Below are 18090 nucleotides of genomic sequence, written 5' to 3' on the forward strand. Positions count from 1 at the left end.
TTAAATTAAGATCGCTTCTCAGCTTCAATCAACTTATGGCTTGCACTATCTGAATACCGCATTACGATAAATTCAACCGTGTATCCTTCAGAGACAGCAAATGGCTTGGCAAATAGATCAACAATTCGACGCTGCCCCTTGTGTTCTGAACACGGCTTCTGCTCATGCGCCTACCCTTCTGTTCAGCTACTACAAACTCAGCCGTACTGCGCTGAGCGAATGGTGTAACGAATAAAACCCCCACGCTTCTGAATTTTTTCATTCAGTTTCCGGCCTGCTTCAGGCACAGCAAGGTGATCTGATTTCATCGGATTGTCGATGTGCTTCCGCACGCCTGAACCTGAACTTACTCCATTCAGTTCGTGGTGTTTTATGTTACGTATGATTCAAAATGTCAGGCTGTTTGCGCCTGAAGATCAGGGTATTTGCCACCTTGTGATTTGTGGCAACCGTATCCATTCGGTTTCCAAGACTTTACCTGCCATTCCCCCAGACCTGGCTGATGTGATTGACGGCCAGGGCATGTGGCTTGTCCCGGGGTTCATCGACGGACTCGTGCATTCAGTCGGCGGCGGCGGCGAAGGCGGCTTTATCAACCGCACACCGGAAATCCATGCCGATGACATGCTCAAAAACGGCGTTACCACAGCCGTTTCAGCGTTAGGGACAGATGCAATCACGCGAAATTTACCTAATTTGCTGGGTAAATGTCGTGAACTGTCAGCAAAAGGGATCGACAGTTACTTCTATACAGGTTCTTACCACCTGCCACCCACAACACTCACCGGCAGTGTTGAAACCGATCTGCTGTACATCCCGGAAATTATTGGTATTGGCGAGCTGGCGCTGTCCGATCTGCGGGGTTCCGTGATCCGGTTTGATGATCTCTACGCCATTGCCCGCCGGGTACGGACCAGCGCCAACCTGGCCGGTAAAAAAGGCGTGGTGTTCTGCCACATTGGCGATCACCCAGATCAGTTAACCCTGCTTGAGGATCTGATTGAGAAAACCGAACTGCCTTACTCCCTGTTTGTGCCCACCCACATCAACCGTAACCCGGCGCTGTTTACCGCCGGGATCCGCTATGCCAGAGCCGGCGGATATATCGACATCACCACCAGTACCAATCAGGGCCTGCTGGATGACGGTGAAGTTTTCTGTTCCGAAGCTCTGGCCAAGGCATTACAGGCCGGCGTACCGGTTGAGCGGATCAGTTTCAGCTCAGATGCCAACGCCAGCCTGCCGAGATTCGATGCCGATGGCAACACCATAGGCGTAGATACCGGCCGGATCGCTTCACTGTATGAGGGCGTTCAGCTCGCTGTCACCCGGTACGGTGTGCCGTTTGATTTGGCCATTCAATGCATTACTTCCACCCCGGCCAAGGCGCTCGGGTTGCACAACAAGGGATACATCAAGCCGGGCTTCGATGCCGATCTGGTGCTGATCCAGCCTGACAACATGCACATCAAACAAGTCTGGAGCCAGGGTGTTCCAAGAATTTAATCGTCATGTCCAATCAAAATGAGGGAAATCACTATGGATATGGAAATGCAATCAACGACCGGAGCTGGCAAGCGCAAATGGAACATGCCGACTGTCTATACGCTCCTCTTCTTTATCACCATCGCCGTCGCGCTGCTCACCTGGCTGCTGCCGGCGGGTAAATATGACTACATCACCAGTGATTCCAACACACTGGTGAAAGCGGCAGACGTTGCTGATTACAGCGGCGGGGAACGTTTACTGCCAGTACCCGGTTCCTTTACGGCACTTGAAAGTCACCCACAGGGGCTGTCCGATATTCTGGCGGCACCGCTGGCAGGCTTTGCCGATGCCAGCTCAATTATCCTGTTTGTTCTGATGATTGGTGGCTTTTTGAATGTCACGATCAAAACCGGCGCGATGGATGCCAGCATTGCTTCTTTGTCCAAGCGATTTGCAGGCAAAGAACACTGGCTGATCCCTTTGCTGATTTTCATTCTCGCGGTTGGCGGCAGTACTTATGGGATGAGCGAAGAAACCGTGAGTTTGTGGGTTATCCTGCTGCCTTTTTTCATTGCTGCCGGTTACGACCGCATGGTCGTCGCAGGCATCATCCTGCTCGGCAGCGGGATCGGTGTTGCAACCAGTACGGTGAACCCGTTTGCGACCGGGGTCGCCTCCCGCTTTGCTGACATTCAGTTAGGCGACGGCATTTTGTTCCGGCTGCTGACCTTTGTCGTGCTCTATGTGATCACCAGTGCTTTCATTATGCGTTATGCCGCGAAAGTCAAAGCCGATCCCAAAGCGTCGCTGCTGCACGATATCGACTTTGATGATCAGTTTTCTCAGGCGCCTGCCGCCCTGGCATTCACCACGCGCCACAAACTGACCATGACGGTGTTTTTCGGCGCCTTTGCGCTGATGATCTACAGCGTGATTCCCTGGGAAGATATCGGGGTCACCTTTGTGCCGGCGCTGAACTGGTGGCTGAAAGAAATCTCGGTTATCTACCTGACCGCAGCTATCCTCATTGGCCTGATCAACCGCATGCCGGAAGCGACATTCGTGAGTGCTTTCATTGCTGGCTGCCGTGACATGATCGGTGTGGCGCTGGTGATTGCAGTGGCCAAAGGCATCAATGTCATCATGAACAACGCCAATATCACGGACACCATTCTGAGCTGGGCTGAGCACCTGGTGGTCGGTTTAGACAGTGGCGTATTTGCCGTGGTGAGTTATCTGGCACACATTATTCTGGCCTTTTTCATTCCATCCAGCTCAGGCCTGGCAACCGTTTCTATGCCGCTGATGGGGCCCATGAGTGACTTTGCCGGTGTCAGCCGGGACATGATCGTCACCGCTTATCAGCTCGGCTCCGGCTGGATCAATCTGTTTGCACCCACAGCCGCAACGGTTGTTGCCGGCCTGGCCATGGCCAATATTCCCTATGGCCGCTTCCTGAAATGGGTCATGCCTTATCTCGGGGCTGTCCTGCTCAGTTCATGCGCCATGCTGTACTTCGCCGCTTAACCTATCAGGCTGCCTGCCCCGTCCAACAACAAGGGCTGGCAGCCTGAACTTACGACACTCAATCAATACGGACGTTGTCCTCCGGCATCACCGGAGAGGTCTCAATGGAGGCAACACAATGAACAAGCGCTTCAACATACCGACACTGGCTGCCGGCATGGCACTGACACTTTCCGTTGGCTGTCAGGCTGAATCGTCCCCGGCAAAGCAGCTCTTTATGGGCGGCGGACATTTAGTGGTTTGCTCGTCAATGACCCAGGGGGAATGTGCTGACTGGGACAGTTACCGGCAATCTGCACTGGCCAACCTGACCGATGCTGACATCCGTACCCCAACAGAAGAACCGGTCGCCACATCCGACGCTTACATTGACCGCGTGATCAATGCCGCGCCCTGGGCAGCGGATCCTCAAATGCAGCAGGCGATTTCAAACGCCCTGCATGCCCTCCAGCAGCAGTACAACAGCCAGCCGATTCCGTCCTGGGATGACTTTAAAACCGCCATGCTGGCACTGACGGCTTCTGACATCAATGTCACCGTCAATGGCACCCCGATCGACGGTGAATATCTGTGGTACGACGCCAGTTCAGATCAATGGGATGCCCTGGCCTACCTGAAAAAGGATGACGGGCTGATCACTTATACCCGGACGGCCAGCCGTGATTATGCGGCGGCAGAAGCCTTTTCCGGAAAGACCGGACTGCTCAATGCACTCGCGACCTTGCCGGAAAATACCAGCTTGACCTATATCGATTTCATTACCGCCATTGGCAGCACCTACAATAACCTCAGCATTGAAGACCAGTTCAGGGTACTACGCCTGTATCGTAATGTGCCTCAATACACTCGTCCGGTTGAATATGTGGCCCTGAATGATTCCCTGAGCAGCGACTCTGTCACGGCCTATAACACGTTTGTCGAGATGGCAAAAGCAGCTTCTGGTGAAAATGGCCAGCCCCACATCCTGGTGATGACTTCCTCTTCCAATAATCACTATGACGTTGCAGATTATTATGTTCAGTTATTTGAACAGGCGGGGGCGACCGTCACCTGGTTCCCGGTCGATCGGGCCTACCGCCAGAGTGTCGATCAAAACCAGTGTGACGATCTGCAGCTCACACACGATGTGCTGGCCGGAAAACCGCACCAGGATATCTATTTTGCCGACTATGCCAGCCAGGCGCAGGCCGCCTGTGACAATCCGGAAACCGTGCTGTCGATGATCCAGTCTGCCGATGGTTTATTTATCAATGGTGGTAGTCAGTTACGCACGCTGGAAAGCCTGATCAGCAACGGCGCAGACAGCCCGGAAATGGTTGCCATCCGAAGCCGGTTCGAGCAGGGAGCACTGGTGATCGGCGGAACCAGTGCCGGTGCGGCAGTTCAGGGCGGCGGCAGGCTGACGCCGAATGATGCCATCAACCCGATGATTGATGGCGGTACAGCTTATGATGTCCTGGCGTCCGGCTATCCGGCCCATCTGATGAATACCGAAGGCGGCCTGGGGGTCTTCAACTGGGGCGTGGCGGATACGCACTTCTCCGAACGTGCACGTCAGACCCGGCTGATCAAACTGGCCCATCAACAGGGCGTCCGCTTTGGCTTTGGGGTGGATGAAACCACCGCACTCATCGTCAGCCAGCCTTTAACGCCGGACGCACCGGTGTCCATGTCTGTCGTGGGTCAGAACGGGGTTTATATTGCGGATAACGCAACCGCCAGTCTGGTACAGGAAACCCCTTTCTGGATCCGCGATATCACCACGCACTATCTCAATGCCGGTGACACCTTCATCTGGTATCCGGCCACTGAAAATTACACCCTCAGTTTCAATCCGGATGCCGCCCTGTATACCGGTTACAAGAAGAACCGGACAATCTCAAATAACGACATCCTGTATCAGGATCATTACCGGACTTTACTGGATGACATGATTCAGAATCAGGTGAAATCTGCTGTGGGTTACAGCTATGAATACAACCCTGAATTCATTCTGGATTTCGAGCGCAGCAGCAATACGGTGGGGGCCGTTTATAACGGCAAAGCCTCTTACCAGTCTGTGATGACCTCGATTACACCACAGTAATGCCGCTCACACAGATCCACGAAAGGGGCTTTCGCAGCCCCTTTTTCACCTCTCTAATCAAGCATTGGCTTGCTATGGCGAACCCTGTCTTTGATTGCCTTGCGGCGGAGGCTTGCCATACATGCCCTGATGGTCGTGATACTGTTCAGTCGTCTCTTTCACATGACCGGTAAAGCGCGCCAAAGCGATATAAAACGCACTTAGCCCCGATTTATTCAGGCTAAGTGCGCCCTTTAGTGTGGCCGCCTGCATTGTCAGAGTTTACGGCTGCCTGGCAAATTGCTTCACGCCATCCGGAATGGAGAACCAGTCCTGCTTTTCACTGACCCAGACATGCGCGGTGGGCTGAATCACGCGGGTGTCACTCAGATTACTGGGTTTGAGTTTAATGGCATCCGGTTGTTCGGGATTAAAGTGGTAGATACGGTTGCCGCAGGTCGGGCAGAATTTCGCGGCGCTGGTATTACCGCTGTCAGCAGGTCGGGACCAGTCAGCCATGACTCCCTCGAACACCACATCCTGAGCGTTTACCATCGCGGTAATACTGAACGCACTGGTCGAGAGTTTCTGGCATTCTTTGCAATGGCAGGCAACCACCATGCTGGGTGGGGCAAGCAAGGTATAGGTCACGCCACCACACTGGCAAGCGCCGTAAATGGGGTAAATCACTTCACTCATTATTTCTCCTTACAATCATGAATGTGCTGAATCACGATGGAGGGCATAGATCGCATGGTCAAGAGTACGACCGTTCAGATTCTCACTACGGGTGATCACCCCTTCCAGCGTCATGCCCAGACGTTCTGCGACCGCTCTGCTCGCCGTATTGTCAACCGCGGCTGAAATGACCACTTTTTCCATCGCAAAATGGTCAAACGCCAGGCGGCAAAGATGACGGCATACCCGGGTAATAATACCCTGTCCCTGAAAATCGGCCGCCAGCCAATATCCGATATCGACCGTTTTCAGGCTGTTATCTATGGTATTAAAGCTGCAGTTGCCGACCAGTTGTCCCTGGAAAAAAATACTGCACACCAGGGATTTTCCCTCGGCGTAATCATGCAACGAGCGACGGATAAAATCGGTGAAATCCGCCTCGGTATTACAGTGTGGCGGCCAGGCCAGCCACTGAGACAAATAATCATAATGCGCATTCACCAGCTCGACATAACGGGCTGCGAAAGACGGCTGGACCAGAACCAGTTCGATATCCTGATCAACGGTCTGACTGAACATCAATGTCATCCTTCAATACTTATACATCCGGTAGCACAATGCCTTGTGCCTTTTCAAATTGCAAATCCTGAGTGGGGTTGCAAGAAGCAACTGCAAAATGCAATTGCCAGAGCGAAACTCCGAGTTGAGCCTTTTTCTTGCGTTAACTTTCAAAGACTTGAAACTGAGCACATTCTGGCCTGCAACTTGCTTTACTGATCGCGGTGATCATTCACCACCCGAACTGTGTTGTGTTCAAAAAAATCAGTTTGTGCCAAAGCAAAGCAGCGCCTCAGGGCGCTGCTTTTATATTATGCGTGCATATTGGAAATGATCCGATGCAGATCAGGCTGATTGGTATTCCAGCTCAACGGTTTTGGCGGCAACAGGCAAATATTGTTCGCAGTACAGGGTCATAAAGTCTTCCCGGATTTTTGCCTCCAGTTCAGCCGCCTGCACCGTCGGACAAAACAGCTTAAAGTGCACCTGCTGCTCGCCCGTCGCTGTGGTCGTGATATGAATATGCGGATCCGAACCGGGTAAATCGACCCCGGCATGACGTTCTATCATATGGTTATAACGCCGGGCGATATCGATAAAGTCGGCGATATGCTCGTCAATCTTGTCCAGCAGCACAGGCACCATAGGATAGAGGTTCACCGTTTCTTTTATCGTCACAGTAAAGCCATGATAAACGTAACGTTTCATGAAATTCAGGTTCTTGACCGCCACGGTGAAAAACATACTGTTCGGCAAGGTGATGGTTTTCCCTGTGTAATGGTACTGGCCTTGCTGCAGGGCAATTTCCTGAATCACAGAGGCCATCAGATTATGCTCGATCACCTCGCCGCAGACGGGTCCCACTTCAATCCAGTCGCCGATGCGGAACGAACGGGAACTGGCGCGCTGCAGAGAGCCGGTCATACAGAGAATGATCTCTTTCGATGCCACCACCAGGGCCACCGCGATAGCGGTCAGCGACAGGGCAAACTTGCTGATTTCCGATTCCCATAACAGAAAAAGCGTCAGTAACAATAAAGTGAAGGCACCATTTTTGGTGCGCGAGATCCATTTTCGCTGATCTTCACTGAGAAAATTGGCCTCACCACGAATCCGGGTAATTGTTATCCGGCGAAGTAAGATCACAAGCAGAATAAGACACAAACTTAACAACAACTTATGTGTTAAAAAGTAGGTTACTACTTGTTCTAGATTGTCCAGTAAGGGGATCCACATAATTAGCATTCAACCTGTTTAGTCGATTGTCGTGTCACGCACAGCAGCTGACAGCACACAATATTGACCATAATAATATCAGGTGAAGTCTCGCCCATTGCGCCTTGGCTTGTAAAGCGGATTACGCTTGACCAATGATCTGCCCCTAACAATTTCCTGAATTTACCTTTGCGACACCTGTTCGCACCCTATACTGAATACCATAAGATCTTAAAAATTCTGCCTTTTAAGGAGAGACACCTTTAAATCAAGGGGGATGTATTTTACTGAACGCCGTGCTACTGCTGACCATGGCCATGGTACTCTCAGGACTGCTACTGCCGGGCATGCGAAAGAACAAAATCTGGCGGGCCACACTGACACCACTTGCCTCAATCATAGGCAGCGGCTTTCTGGTGATTGCACCACTACTCGGCTATGCCGTCGGCTCCTGGAGCACAATTGCAATGCTACTGATTGTCTTGCTGGCTTATTGCATTGGTTGGGTCATTCGGTTCAACATTGCTCAGCTGGATAAAGACGCCAACCCGGCAGCGCCGCTATTAAAAGTCATAGAACATACCAGCAAATTCACACTTTCCATTGCCTACCTGATTTCTATCGCTTTTTACATCAGGTTACTTGCCTCTTTCGTGCTGCATGCATTCAACATGAGCACCCATATAGCCATCGCCAACTCAATCGCAACAGTTTGCCTGTTGTGCATCGCTATCACTGGTGTCTTCCGGGGCTTGAGTGGCATGGAAGTCGCTGAAGAATTTGCGGTCAGCATCAAACTCAGTATCATCGCAGCCCTGCTGGTTGGCCTGACGGCCTATCAGTTCCAAACGCCTGCCGAGTCATTATTTATTCCCTCGGCCCCCGTCAGCGATCCTATCCACGCATTGCGTTTGCTCGCAGGCATGCTCCTGGTGGTTCAAGGATTTGAAACCTCACGTTACCTTGGCAGTGCGTACTCAGCCAGACACCGCATCCAAACAATGAAATATGCCCAGTGGTTATCCGCTTTGATATACCTTGTTTTTGTCACTCTGGCGCATTCTCTGCTTCCAATCAGCAACAGTTCACCGTCAGAAACAGCCATTATCACCATGAGCCAGCAGGTAAGCTTATTGCTGCCCATTTTGTTGACTGTGGCTGCCGTGATGAGCCAGTTCAGTGCTGCCGTTGCAGACACAGCAGGCTTTGGCGGGTTATTTCATGAGGCGATCAAGAAAAAGCACAGCGAGCGCACAGGCTACACGGTTGCCGTCTGTCTTGCCATTGTCCTGATCTGGAGTACCAACCTGTTTTCAATCATCACGCTCGCCTCGCAAGCCTTCGCGCTCTTCTACCTCACCCAATGCATGACTGCCTGGTTACTGGCAGGGGAAATTCAGGCAACCACAAAGCGCAGATGGCTCAGGTGTGCTTTCACTCTGCTGGTCATCATTCTGGCGCTGGTGGTGCTTTTTGCTATTCCAGCCGAATCGCTGTAGCAATAGCAGTGAGCCACGCAGACACACACTCAGTGAGGGCTGACATAGTCTGTACGCGGATAGGGTTCTAACTCATAATGGTCTTCCAGAAAATACACCAGATTCACCAGCTCAGTCACCGTCATCACATCGTTAAAACTCGGCATCACAGACTGGTCACTCTCTGCCTCATAACCTTCGGCGAGTCTGTGCGAAGGGTTAATCACCGAAGTCACCAACTCAGGATAAGTCCGGATGCGGCTCACCTGTCCACCAAGCGCTACCGGCGTTTCCATCGAACCGGGCAGGTTCTCCGTATCTGTTTCATAACCGGCCATCGTATGACAGCTGAGACATTGGTACTTCACAAAAACCTGTTCGCCCAGCTCAGCATTGCCCTGGGGTAAGCTAAAGCCCTGACTGGATCTGTCACATCCCGACAGCCCTGCAATCGTCACAAATAACGCGGTGAGAACAAAAGTTTTCATTTTCCAGACCTCCGATATCAGGGCAAACGCCCTGTCTGACTGGAAGCAGGTGCCGGCATTGCTGCCCGCACCTGATGTTTATGATATCGCCCTAAGTTTAACGGACTTCAATTTTCCGGACTTCAGGCTCACTTATCGCTGTTTTTGGCATCACCAGACGCAATACACCATCCTGATAGGCCGCATCGATGTCGTGCTCAGCAATATTCGATCCGAACTGGAAAGTGCGCGAATAGCTGTTGTAGCGCCGTTCTGTCAAAACAGCTTGTCCTTCCTGTTTTTTCTCGGTTTCTTCCTTATGTTCAGCGGCAATGGTTAATTTACCGTTGTGGAACGATACCTGAATATCCTCTTTACTGAATCCAGGCAGCTCTGCAGTCAGAACATAATTGTCTTGGGTTTCATGAATATCCACCGCAGGCAATTGACTGGCTTGATTCAAAAAATCACCGCCGAGCACCGGCCGGAAGAAGCCTTGAAACAAGTTGTCAAAATCATTGTCCAGCAGTGAAGGGAAACCACTTTTTTTAACGTCAGTACGCATTTTCAACCTCCTTCCACACAGAAGATTCACCCCCGACGATTTGATCAGGTATAAGTATAATAAGAGGGAGGAAATGCGTCAGGCATCAGACTTGATGTAAATCAAACTCAGGCGATAAAAATATAAAACTAAATAAAATCAAATAAATAAAAAAATAAAACACAGGGGTTTTTATTCGTAACAGACGAAAGAATGTCATTGCCTTTCACACAATCCCAATTTCAATACAACGCATGCTCAGATCTGTCGCTCATTATCTTTTCTCAGTGTTCATGATTTTTGAAGTTCACGGCCCGCCCGCAGGCGTAAACAGATGCATCGCATCATGCACCCCCTGAATCAGCATCTGCATCGCAATGACCGTTAGGAGTAACCCCATGATTCGGGTGATCACATTCACGCCGTCTTTCCCCAGAAATGCCACCAGCTTTGGGGCATACAAAAAGCACAGCAAGGTAATCAGGCACAGCACCCCGAACGCAGAAATCGTGATCAGAATATGCAGCAGGCTTTCTGCGGCTGAGTAGTTCATGGCGGTTGCTATGGTGCCCGGCCCCGCCAGAATCGGGATCGCCAGCGGCGAAATAGAGACGTCCTCAGCCGCCTTGCTGGGGCTCTGTGTCTGCAAGGAAGAACTGCTTCCCTGCAGCATGTGATAACCCACCATAAAGACTAATATTCCCCCGGCCATTCTCAGCGCCGGTAAAGTGATCCCGAACAGCTGGAATATCCCTTTTCCGAGCAGACTGAACGCCGCAACAATGAAAAACGCAGCGGTCAGCGCCTTGATGGCCGTTTGCTTCTTTTCATGCGGGGATTGGCTGGCGGTCAGCCCGGTAAATACCGCCGTATTGGCAATCGGGTTCATGATGGCAAAAAAGCCCATGAACACAGTTACCCCCAAAGTCACCAGATCGATCATATCGCTTCCTTGTCTTCAGCGTGCAGAAACCCATGTCATTTTTTATCCTGACGTTCACTGATCATTGCTGGATCACTCGATCATATCTGCCAAAGCGGCGGATTCGGGCCCACTCTCGTGATGCTTCCGGGCGGCTGTGCCCGATTGCATCAGATGACGCAGTTCATCCAGCGGCATCGGCCTGTGGTAATAAAAGCCCTGGGCGTAGGTACACTGAAGCCTCTTTAAAAACCTGACCTGGTCAATCTGCTCAACCCCTTCAGCCACCACCTGAATACCCAGCGCATTCGCCATATGAATGATAGCTTCAACCACTTTATTGGCCTGCTCATCCTGCGGACAGTCCCTGATAAAAGATTTATCTATCTTAAGGGTAGATAATGGGAAATCGCGCACACTGGCCAGGGAAGAGTAGCCCGTGCCGAAATCATCCAGCGCATACTGGATACCCAATTGCTGAATCCGGTATAGCTGTTCGATCAGTTTCTGGTGACTGTCAACCAGGGCAGACTCGGTGATTTCCAAGACAATTTGTTGGGCAGACACAGGCAGCTCCGCCATCAAGCCCTGCAGCTGTAAATAAAAGGTTTCATCCTGTAACTGACGTCTGGATATATTGATCGTCACTGCCAGCTGTGTGCCCAATTCACCATTTAACCCATGGATATCTGACAACGCCTGCTTCAACACCCAACGGCCAATATCAAGGATAAATCCCTTTTCCTCTGCAACAGGAATAAACCAGCCCGGTGAGATCGGACCTTTTTCATGGTGAAACCAGCGAATCAGGGATTCCACAGCCACGATGCGTCCGGTGTCGGCTTCTATAATCGGCTGATAATAGAGCTCAAAATCCTGATTGTTTATCGCGGCTTTCAGCTCCGCCTCAAGGTGGCGCTTTTCATTAGCCTCTGCCGCCATGTCACGGGTAAAGAAGCTGAAGTTGTGCTTGCCCTGATTTTTCGCGTGATACATTGCTAAATCAGACTTACCCAGCAGCTCTTCAGCACTTAAACCGTCATCCGGATAAACAGCGATACCGGCGCTGCAGGACACCTGTACCTGGCGATGCACCGCTTGCACCGGCTGTTCAAAAGCCGATAGCAAGGCGCTTAGAAATACTTCCACATCACCGCCTGTCGGCACCAGACGCATCAGAATCACGAACTCATCCCCGCTGACCCGTGCAGCGACTGCATTGTCTGGCGGCAATAACAGGCTCAAACGCTCAGCCAGTATTTGCAGTATTTTATCGCCCTCCAAATGCCCCAAGGCATCGTTCACCCATTTGAAGTCATCAATATCAACAAAAATGATGGCGAAAGACTGGCCGCTTTCCTGCGCCCACGCCATATATTCTTTCATGAGCTTGAGCAGATAATAGCGATTGGGTAACCCCGTCAGGCTGTCGTAATGAGCCTGTCGCCAAATCATTTCCTGTTGCGATTTGGATTCGGTGATGTCCTGCACTGTACCTATCAGCTCAACACCCACAGTGGTGACCCGGCTTTCAGAAAACTCTCTGAGCCACCGTTCCTGTTGATTCACCACAACCGGATACTCCACCAATTTCTGCTTTTGAGGGGGTTCATGAAACCAGGCCGCCGCCACAGTATCATGGTAGGCTTCCGGAACTCGTGCCATTAGTTGCCTGAATGTCATGACCTCAGAAGGCCAGTTCAGCACAGCTCTGGCTTGCGGCGTCAGCACACGGCCGTTTTTAACACAATCGTAGCACCATGAGCCAATGCCGGCGACTTCCTGCGCCCGGTGCAATTCTTTTTCACTCTGGCGTAGTTGCTCATTTCTGATGCTCACCAGCCCTTCAAAATGACGCGCACTGATTTTCGAATGCTGAGCGCTATAGACCAGACGGGTCACGATAAAAGCCAGCAACAAGGTCAGTAACAGTAACAAACTGAACAGCAATGGATTGCCCCAGCCCTGCGACCGGGTCATCGCCAGTGACCAGGTGCGGCCACTGATCTGAAAGTCGTAATGAATGCTGTCTGCTAATGCTTGCCACTGCAGATTGCCTTGGCTGTTTGAAATCACTAAAGGCTGACCTGTCTGTGCATTTTGGGTCCAGAGCTGATATTGATATCCCAGTTGTGCTAGATCAGCCAGCGAGCTGCCTTCCAGCGCCTGAGGGAAACGGATCAGGGCAATCGCCAGCCCCCAGAAAGTTCGGGATGCCTGTTCGGACTGAGAATTCGGCAGAGAAGGCGATGAAACATAAACCGGTAAACGCGCCAGAACACCATAGCCGCCCTGCAGCAACTGATAAGGACCGTCCATGACAATCGTCCCTGAGCGGTAGGCCTGCATGGCACCAGGCCGGGTTCGGGCGGACGCAAACAAATCCATCCCGAGGACGGCTTCATTACCCTCAAGCGGGTAAATGTAGTTCAGACGCCCCTGCGGTGCGAGTTGCAGCGAAAGAATGCCCGGATGAAGCGGCAGCAGTCTGGCTGCCAGTGCCTCAAACTGCTCCACCTTACCATGGCTTTGATCTACCACAGCAACCAGGGTATGTAATGCATTGAGCGATTGCTCCATCACGGTGCGGATATTGTTGCCCGCCACGATGATTTCACTGCGGGCTTTATTCTTGGTTAAGGCCAGTTGTTTGGCATAGATCTGATCAGCAAAGTAACCCAGAACAGCGACCAAACACGCAAAAAGCACCAGATAACGGCCCGACATTCTTAGCATCATTCTTCCTCATCAAGTCCATGATGCAGGTCAGGCATACAGTAAACGCTACTCATGGGCACTCACAGTGTTTACCGAACACAAGCATACCCATTAAGAAGACCATGTATTTCATCCCTAAAGCAGCCAACTGCCTGCACATCCTATGCATAGAGTTTTAATAAATTCATGTAAATCAATGTATAAACATCTTAGGGTGTTGGCATTGCACATTCTTTCGCCCTGATCTGATATTTGCATAAATATGCTTTTTGGGAATCAGTTTTGTGCGCTACAGCACTGTCATTAATTCACTTATCAACAAGATGCGGTGTTTATTCCGTCATCAACGGCCACAGGTCAGTGGCCCGCAGAAACACTTAAGCCCCGGCGATTCCAAGCCGGGGCTTCCACATATCTAGAGGATCATGACGGACTGATCCGATCTCCCACCACTAGGCCTTTTCGGTGCAACTCAAAAATTAATCCAAGCAATCCTTTTTGCATCAGCCTGGGCTGGTATATCTTCAACAACAACTCTGAGCTTCTTGCCTGCCATATAAGCAGAAATAGCCATCGACAATGTACTATCGTAAGCATCATCATTATTTTCAAGGAAAGCAAAAGTGATATCACTACAAGCCGCTTCCTTGCCCGCCCCCATCAAAATAAGCATTTTGTTTGCATGGAAAGAGCCATCGCCACGGTCAGCCTGAACGTAAACAGTTTGCAAATCTACCTTTCCACAATCAATTGTATCTGCAGCCTGAACTAAGCAACTCATCATCAACATTAAAGAAAATACTAACGCTTTCATCATGATCCTAATAACTCCAAATATAATTAATTTATGTCACTCGAACTGATTAAAATACCTCCACATGGGAGGATATTCATTCGCTCACCCATCGCAAAAATGAAATTTTTCAAAAAAGACTTCATCCATTAGTTTTTAACCCAGCGCCTACTAAGTGTGTACGACTAAATACAGAGAAAAATCAATTCTCACAATAGAATAAAAGCTAACACATTGAATAGAAATAACTAAGGTCAGATAACCAATATATACACAAAGAACAGCAATGAGTGAGCAGATAACCAGAAGGGCTTAAGCTCGCTTCTCGCAGGTTGATGACAAGAAAAAAGCGAGCGTAAGTTTTTGAGCGGCAGAAACGACAAAGCCCCGACTTTCGTCGAGGCTTTGTCGTTGAAGTTGGTGCCCGGGGCCGGACTTGAACCGGCACAGTGTTACCACCGGCGGATTTTGAATCCGCTGCGTCTACCAATTTCGCCACCCGGGCAATGACGCTGATTATACGTATACGGTGTTGATGTGCAAGCGACTTTATGAAGAGCGATCGATCGTTTGCTGCTTTTTCGTCGCTCCGGCATTTTTCACAGCATTCCGTTGCCAATCCAATCGACACTATCTGTTGCAATCGCACGGTAACGCGCAACTTGAGTACCCTGAGCCTGGAACTATTGCTACACTGTGCCGCAGTTTTTTAGGGCAGGTAGGCTTGCCTGCTCTCTTTACTCTTTGTGGTGGAACCATGGCAACAACAGTGAAAAAGGACATGACGCAAACCAAACAATACCCGGGGCTGTTTCGCCGCATCGGGGCCTGGATTTATGACGCACTGGTCGTCGCTGCGGTGCTGATGCTGGCAGGTGGTCTTGCCATGGCCGTGATTGCGCTGCTGCTCAGCAGCGGCGCACTGAGCCTGGGGAACTATGCCGATGCCAGTGAATACCTCACCCGACACCCGGTTGCTGCACCGATATACTCTGTGTATCTGGGGGGAACCATCGTCGCCTTCTTTGGCTATTTCTGGTGTAAGGCTGGCCAGACGCTGGGCATGCGCGCCTGGAAGCTGCGCATTCAAAATGCCGATGGTTCGAATATCCGTTTTACCCAGGCCCTGATCCGCATGGCAACATCAGCCTTTGGTCTGGGCAATTTGCTGGTGCCTTTCAGCCACACCAAACAGTCGCTGCAGGATTTGATGGCCGAATGTGAAATGCTGTTACTGCCAAAGCCCAACTGATCGGCAGATCAAATGCACAAAAAAGGCGCCCAAACGGCGCCTTTTGCGTTACTGCGATTGCATCTAAAGCTTGCGCCGCAGCAGATAGAGGGTAATAAACAGGAACACTAAACTCGGCCCCAACGCGCCAATCACCGGGTGCAAACGGTACACCATACTCAGCGGGCCGAACACTTCATTAGAAATGTAGAAAGCAAACCCGAAGATCACCCCGGACAGCACCCGCGCGCCCATCGTTACGGAACGTAACGGACCGAAAACAAAAGACAGCGCCAGCAGCATCATGACGGCGATTGAGAACGGCTGCAGGGCTTTACGCCAGAAAGCGAGCTCGTAACGGGAAGCATCTTGCTTGGTGTCTTTTAAATACTGCACATAGTCATAGACGCCAGAGAGGGCCAGTTCCTCCGGTTTGACTGTGACCACCGCCAGCTTATCCGGGGTCAGACTGGTCTGCCAGATTTTGGTATCGTAATGGGTATTTTCCTGCTTTTCTTCGCCAATATGGGTCACAGTGACATCTTTCAGCTCCCAGCCTTGCCCGTCGAGAAAAGTCGCAGAGCGGGCGAACAAACTGTCTTTCAGCACGTCTTTTTCATCAAATTCCCAGATGTTTATCGCGTTGAGATTGGTTTGCTCGTGAATCCGGCCAATGTAAATAAAGTCGTTATCATCTTTAGCCCAGACCCCGCGCTGTACTGAAAACACATTACCGCCAGAGGTCCAGATCGCCCGTAATTCCCGGGCCGCTTTCTGCGCCTCCGGTGCTCCCCACTGCCCCAGCACCATGACCAGCAGCATTAGTGGCACGGCGGTTTTCAGTACCGACAAGCCGATATCCAGCTTAGAAAAGCCTGCGGCCTGCATAACCACCAGCTCTGAGCTGGACGCCAGTGTCCCCAGACCGATCAGCGCTCCCAGCAACACCGCCATCGGGAAGAACATTTCGATATCACGTGGCGCGCTGAGCAGCACAAAGAGCAGCGCTTTCCAGAGATCGTACGTCCCGTCGCCCACTTTACGCAGCTGTTCCACGTATTTGATGATGGCTGACAGGCCCACCAGGGTCGACAGCGTCAGGGCAGAAGTGGCAATAATGGTACGGCCAATGTACCAGTCGAGAATTTTAAACATCAGCCGCGTCTCCGGAATTTGTCTCTGAATTGTCGCATTGGCAGCGAATCCCAGCTATTGAGTCCAATCGCCACGAACAGCATGAGAATATTAATACTCCACAAGCCAATACCGACCGGCAGTCCGCCATCTTCCACCGCCGATTTCGCCGCGCTGATCGCCAGGAAATAACAAAGATAGATCAGCACTGCAGGCACCAGTTTGGCAAAACGGCCCTGACGCGGATTCACCGCCGATAAAGGCACCACCACCATAGTCAGCAGCGGGATACAGATCACCAGGGACATCCGCCACTGAAACTCAGCCTGTGCCGCCAGTTCTGGCCGCTGCATCAGGGCCAGAGTGGGCAGCGCATCCCAGTCGCGGTTTTTTTCTTTGATCGCACGCTGGCCAATCACCGCCTGATAATTGTCAAAATCCGTAATGGAATAGTCCAGTCGGGTCGGCAGCCCTTCATAACGGACGCCGTCCTGCAGATCGAGCACTTGCCGGCCATCTTTGAGCACATCCACAGTGCCGCTGTTGGCAAACATCACACTCGGGCGCAAGGTGTCACTGGCGGTCGGCTGCGCCACAAAGACACGATGCAGCTTGCCGCCCTTGTCGGTAATATCATCAACAAAGACCACGCCACGGCCATCCGGCGCGCCCTGAAACTGACCTTTGACCAGCAGATCCAGCCCCGAATCGGCTTCCACCTTCTCCATGACCTGGGTTTCTTTTTCGGCACTCCAGGGAGCCAGCCACAGCGCATTGAACGCCGCAATGGCCCCTGTGATAATCGCCAGCCACAATGCTGCCCGGATCAGGAAAGTATTACCGATACCGGTTGCATTCATGACTGTGATTTCACTTTCGGCATATAATCGTCCAAAAGTGAGCAGGATCCCGATATATAAACTCAGCGGCAGCATCAGCATCGCCATCGAGGGCATGTAAAGCCCCATCAGGGTCAGGACCAGATCACCGGGAATGGATCCGTCTGTCGCATCAGCCAGAATGCGGATAAACTTCTGACTGATAAAGATAAGAAACAATACAAAAAGGACCGCGACCTGGCTCTTGATTGTCTCACGTGTCAAATAACGAACAATAATCACGCGTTATATACCCATAGAAAACTTGTTTTTTTGCTGGAATCACTATAATTTTCCGGTAAATCAGTTATTTTTTTATCTTTCGGCTAACTGTCAGCCTGCACTTTGATCTTAACCTGAATTCAAGAACCAACAAGTAAGTGCGGCATTATCT

Annotated in this window: 16 protein-coding genes and 1 tRNA gene; 6 read left to right on the forward strand and 11 right to left on the reverse strand. The window is 51.1% G+C overall.

Translation table 11 applies throughout. The annotated features are described in order from the left end of the window. The first annotated feature begins 100 nt into the window (after positions 1 to 100). The 4 genes from P4S53_RS21760 (at position 101) to P4S53_RS21775 (ending at position 5101) form a co-directional block, all read left to right on the forward strand. Positions 101 to 235 carry a hypothetical protein gene (locus P4S53_RS21760; protein WP_276131394.1) on the forward strand — a complete coding sequence of 45 codons (135 nt, stop codon included), beginning with the start codon at positions 101 to 103 and terminating at the stop codon, positions 233 to 235. A gap of 137 nt (positions 236 to 372) precedes the next feature. Next, a complete protein-coding gene (gene iadA, locus P4S53_RS21765; protein ID WP_337114342.1) occupies positions 373 to 1506 on the forward strand; it encodes a beta-aspartyl-peptidase in 1134 nt (377 codons plus the stop codon). 33 nt (positions 1507 to 1539) lie between these two features. After that, positions 1540 to 3015, forward strand: coding sequence for a YfcC family protein (locus tag P4S53_RS21770; protein WP_337114343.1), 1476 nt, complete (start codon positions 1540 to 1542; stop codon positions 3013 to 3015). Between the two features lie 118 nt (positions 3016 to 3133). Further along, positions 3134 to 5101: a cyanophycinase gene (locus P4S53_RS21775; RefSeq protein ID WP_337114344.1), complete on the forward strand. Its 1968-nt coding sequence runs from the start codon at positions 3134 to 3136 to the stop codon at positions 5099 to 5101. 261 nt (positions 5102 to 5362) lie between these two features. On the opposite strand, the gene P4S53_RS21780 is transcribed toward P4S53_RS21775, so the two are convergent. The 3 genes from P4S53_RS21780 to P4S53_RS21790 all read right to left on the reverse strand — a co-directional run bounded on the left by P4S53_RS21780 (position 5363) and on the right by P4S53_RS21790 (position 7537). Further along, positions 5363 to 5770, reverse strand: a complete 408-nt coding sequence (locus P4S53_RS21780) for a GFA family protein (protein ID WP_337114553.1) — start codon at positions 5768 to 5770, stop codon at positions 5363 to 5365. Positions 5771 to 5794: 24 nt separating this feature from the next. Then, a complete protein-coding gene (locus P4S53_RS21785) occupies positions 5795 to 6337 on the reverse strand; it encodes a GNAT family N-acetyltransferase (RefSeq protein WP_337114345.1) in 543 nt (180 codons plus the stop codon). A gap of 324 nt (positions 6338 to 6661) precedes the next feature. Next, positions 6662 to 7537 (reverse strand): mechanosensitive ion channel family protein, encoded by an 876-nt coding sequence (locus P4S53_RS21790; RefSeq protein WP_337114554.1) that lies wholly within the window; start codon positions 7535 to 7537, stop codon positions 6662 to 6664. Between the two features lie 290 nt (positions 7538 to 7827). On the opposite strand from P4S53_RS21790, the gene P4S53_RS21795 reads away from it, so the two are divergent. Continuing rightward, positions 7828 to 9030, forward strand: a complete 1203-nt coding sequence (locus tag P4S53_RS21795) for a hypothetical protein (RefSeq protein ID WP_337114346.1) — start codon at positions 7828 to 7830, stop codon at positions 9028 to 9030. 29 nt (positions 9031 to 9059) lie between these two features. Here the strand turns inward: P4S53_RS21795 and P4S53_RS21800 are convergent, their stop codons facing one another. The 6 genes from P4S53_RS21800 to P4S53_RS21825 form a co-directional block, all read right to left on the reverse strand. Then, positions 9060 to 9497, reverse strand: coding sequence for a c-type cytochrome (locus P4S53_RS21800; RefSeq protein WP_337114347.1), 438 nt, complete (start codon positions 9495 to 9497; stop codon positions 9060 to 9062). A 97-nt stretch (positions 9498 to 9594) separates the two neighbouring features. Then, on the reverse strand, positions 9595 to 10041 hold the full coding sequence (locus tag P4S53_RS21805) for an Hsp20/alpha crystallin family protein (protein ID WP_337114348.1): 447 nt from the start codon (positions 10039 to 10041) through the stop codon (positions 9595 to 9597). A 286-nt stretch (positions 10042 to 10327) separates the two neighbouring features. Then, positions 10328 to 10963 carry a MarC family protein gene (locus P4S53_RS21810; RefSeq protein ID WP_337114349.1) on the reverse strand — a complete coding sequence of 212 codons (636 nt, stop codon included), beginning with the start codon at positions 10961 to 10963 and terminating at the stop codon, positions 10328 to 10330. A 72-nt stretch (positions 10964 to 11035) separates the two neighbouring features. After that, positions 11036 to 13678 (reverse strand): bifunctional diguanylate cyclase/phosphodiesterase, encoded by a 2643-nt coding sequence (locus tag P4S53_RS21815; protein WP_337114350.1) that lies wholly within the window; start codon positions 13676 to 13678, stop codon positions 11036 to 11038. A 454-nt stretch (positions 13679 to 14132) separates the two neighbouring features. Then, the gene (locus P4S53_RS21820) at positions 14133 to 14474 is read right to left on the reverse strand and encodes a hypothetical protein (protein ID WP_337114351.1); all 342 of its coding nucleotides are present in this window, start codon (positions 14472 to 14474) and stop codon (positions 14133 to 14135) included. A 397-nt stretch (positions 14475 to 14871) separates the two neighbouring features. Next, positions 14872 to 14958: transfer RNA gene (locus P4S53_RS21825), tRNA-Leu, on the reverse strand. A 252-nt stretch (positions 14959 to 15210) separates the two neighbouring features. Here P4S53_RS21825 and P4S53_RS21830 point away from each other — a divergent pair. Beyond that, positions 15211 to 15705, forward strand: coding sequence for an RDD family protein (locus P4S53_RS21830; protein WP_337114352.1), 495 nt, complete (start codon positions 15211 to 15213; stop codon positions 15703 to 15705). Between the two features lie 63 nt (positions 15706 to 15768). Here the strand turns inward: P4S53_RS21830 and lptG are convergent, their stop codons facing one another. Together lptG and lptF are read right to left on the reverse strand one after the other, a co-directional pair. Continuing rightward, positions 15769 to 16839, reverse strand: a complete 1071-nt coding sequence (gene lptG, locus P4S53_RS21835) for an LPS export ABC transporter permease LptG (RefSeq protein ID WP_337114353.1) — start codon at positions 16837 to 16839, stop codon at positions 15769 to 15771. Beyond that, the gene (gene lptF, locus P4S53_RS21840) at positions 16839 to 17939 is read right to left on the reverse strand and encodes an LPS export ABC transporter permease LptF (protein ID WP_337114354.1); all 1101 of its coding nucleotides are present in this window, start codon (positions 17937 to 17939) and stop codon (positions 16839 to 16841) included. Before lptF ends, lptG begins: the two co-directional genes overlap by 1 nt. Between the last annotated feature and the right edge of the window lie 151 nt (positions 17940 to 18090).

It is taken from the genome of Photobacterium sp. Hal280 (assembly GCF_037162255.1).
Taxonomy (GTDB): Bacteria; Pseudomonadota; Gammaproteobacteria; order Enterobacterales; family Vibrionaceae; genus Photobacterium.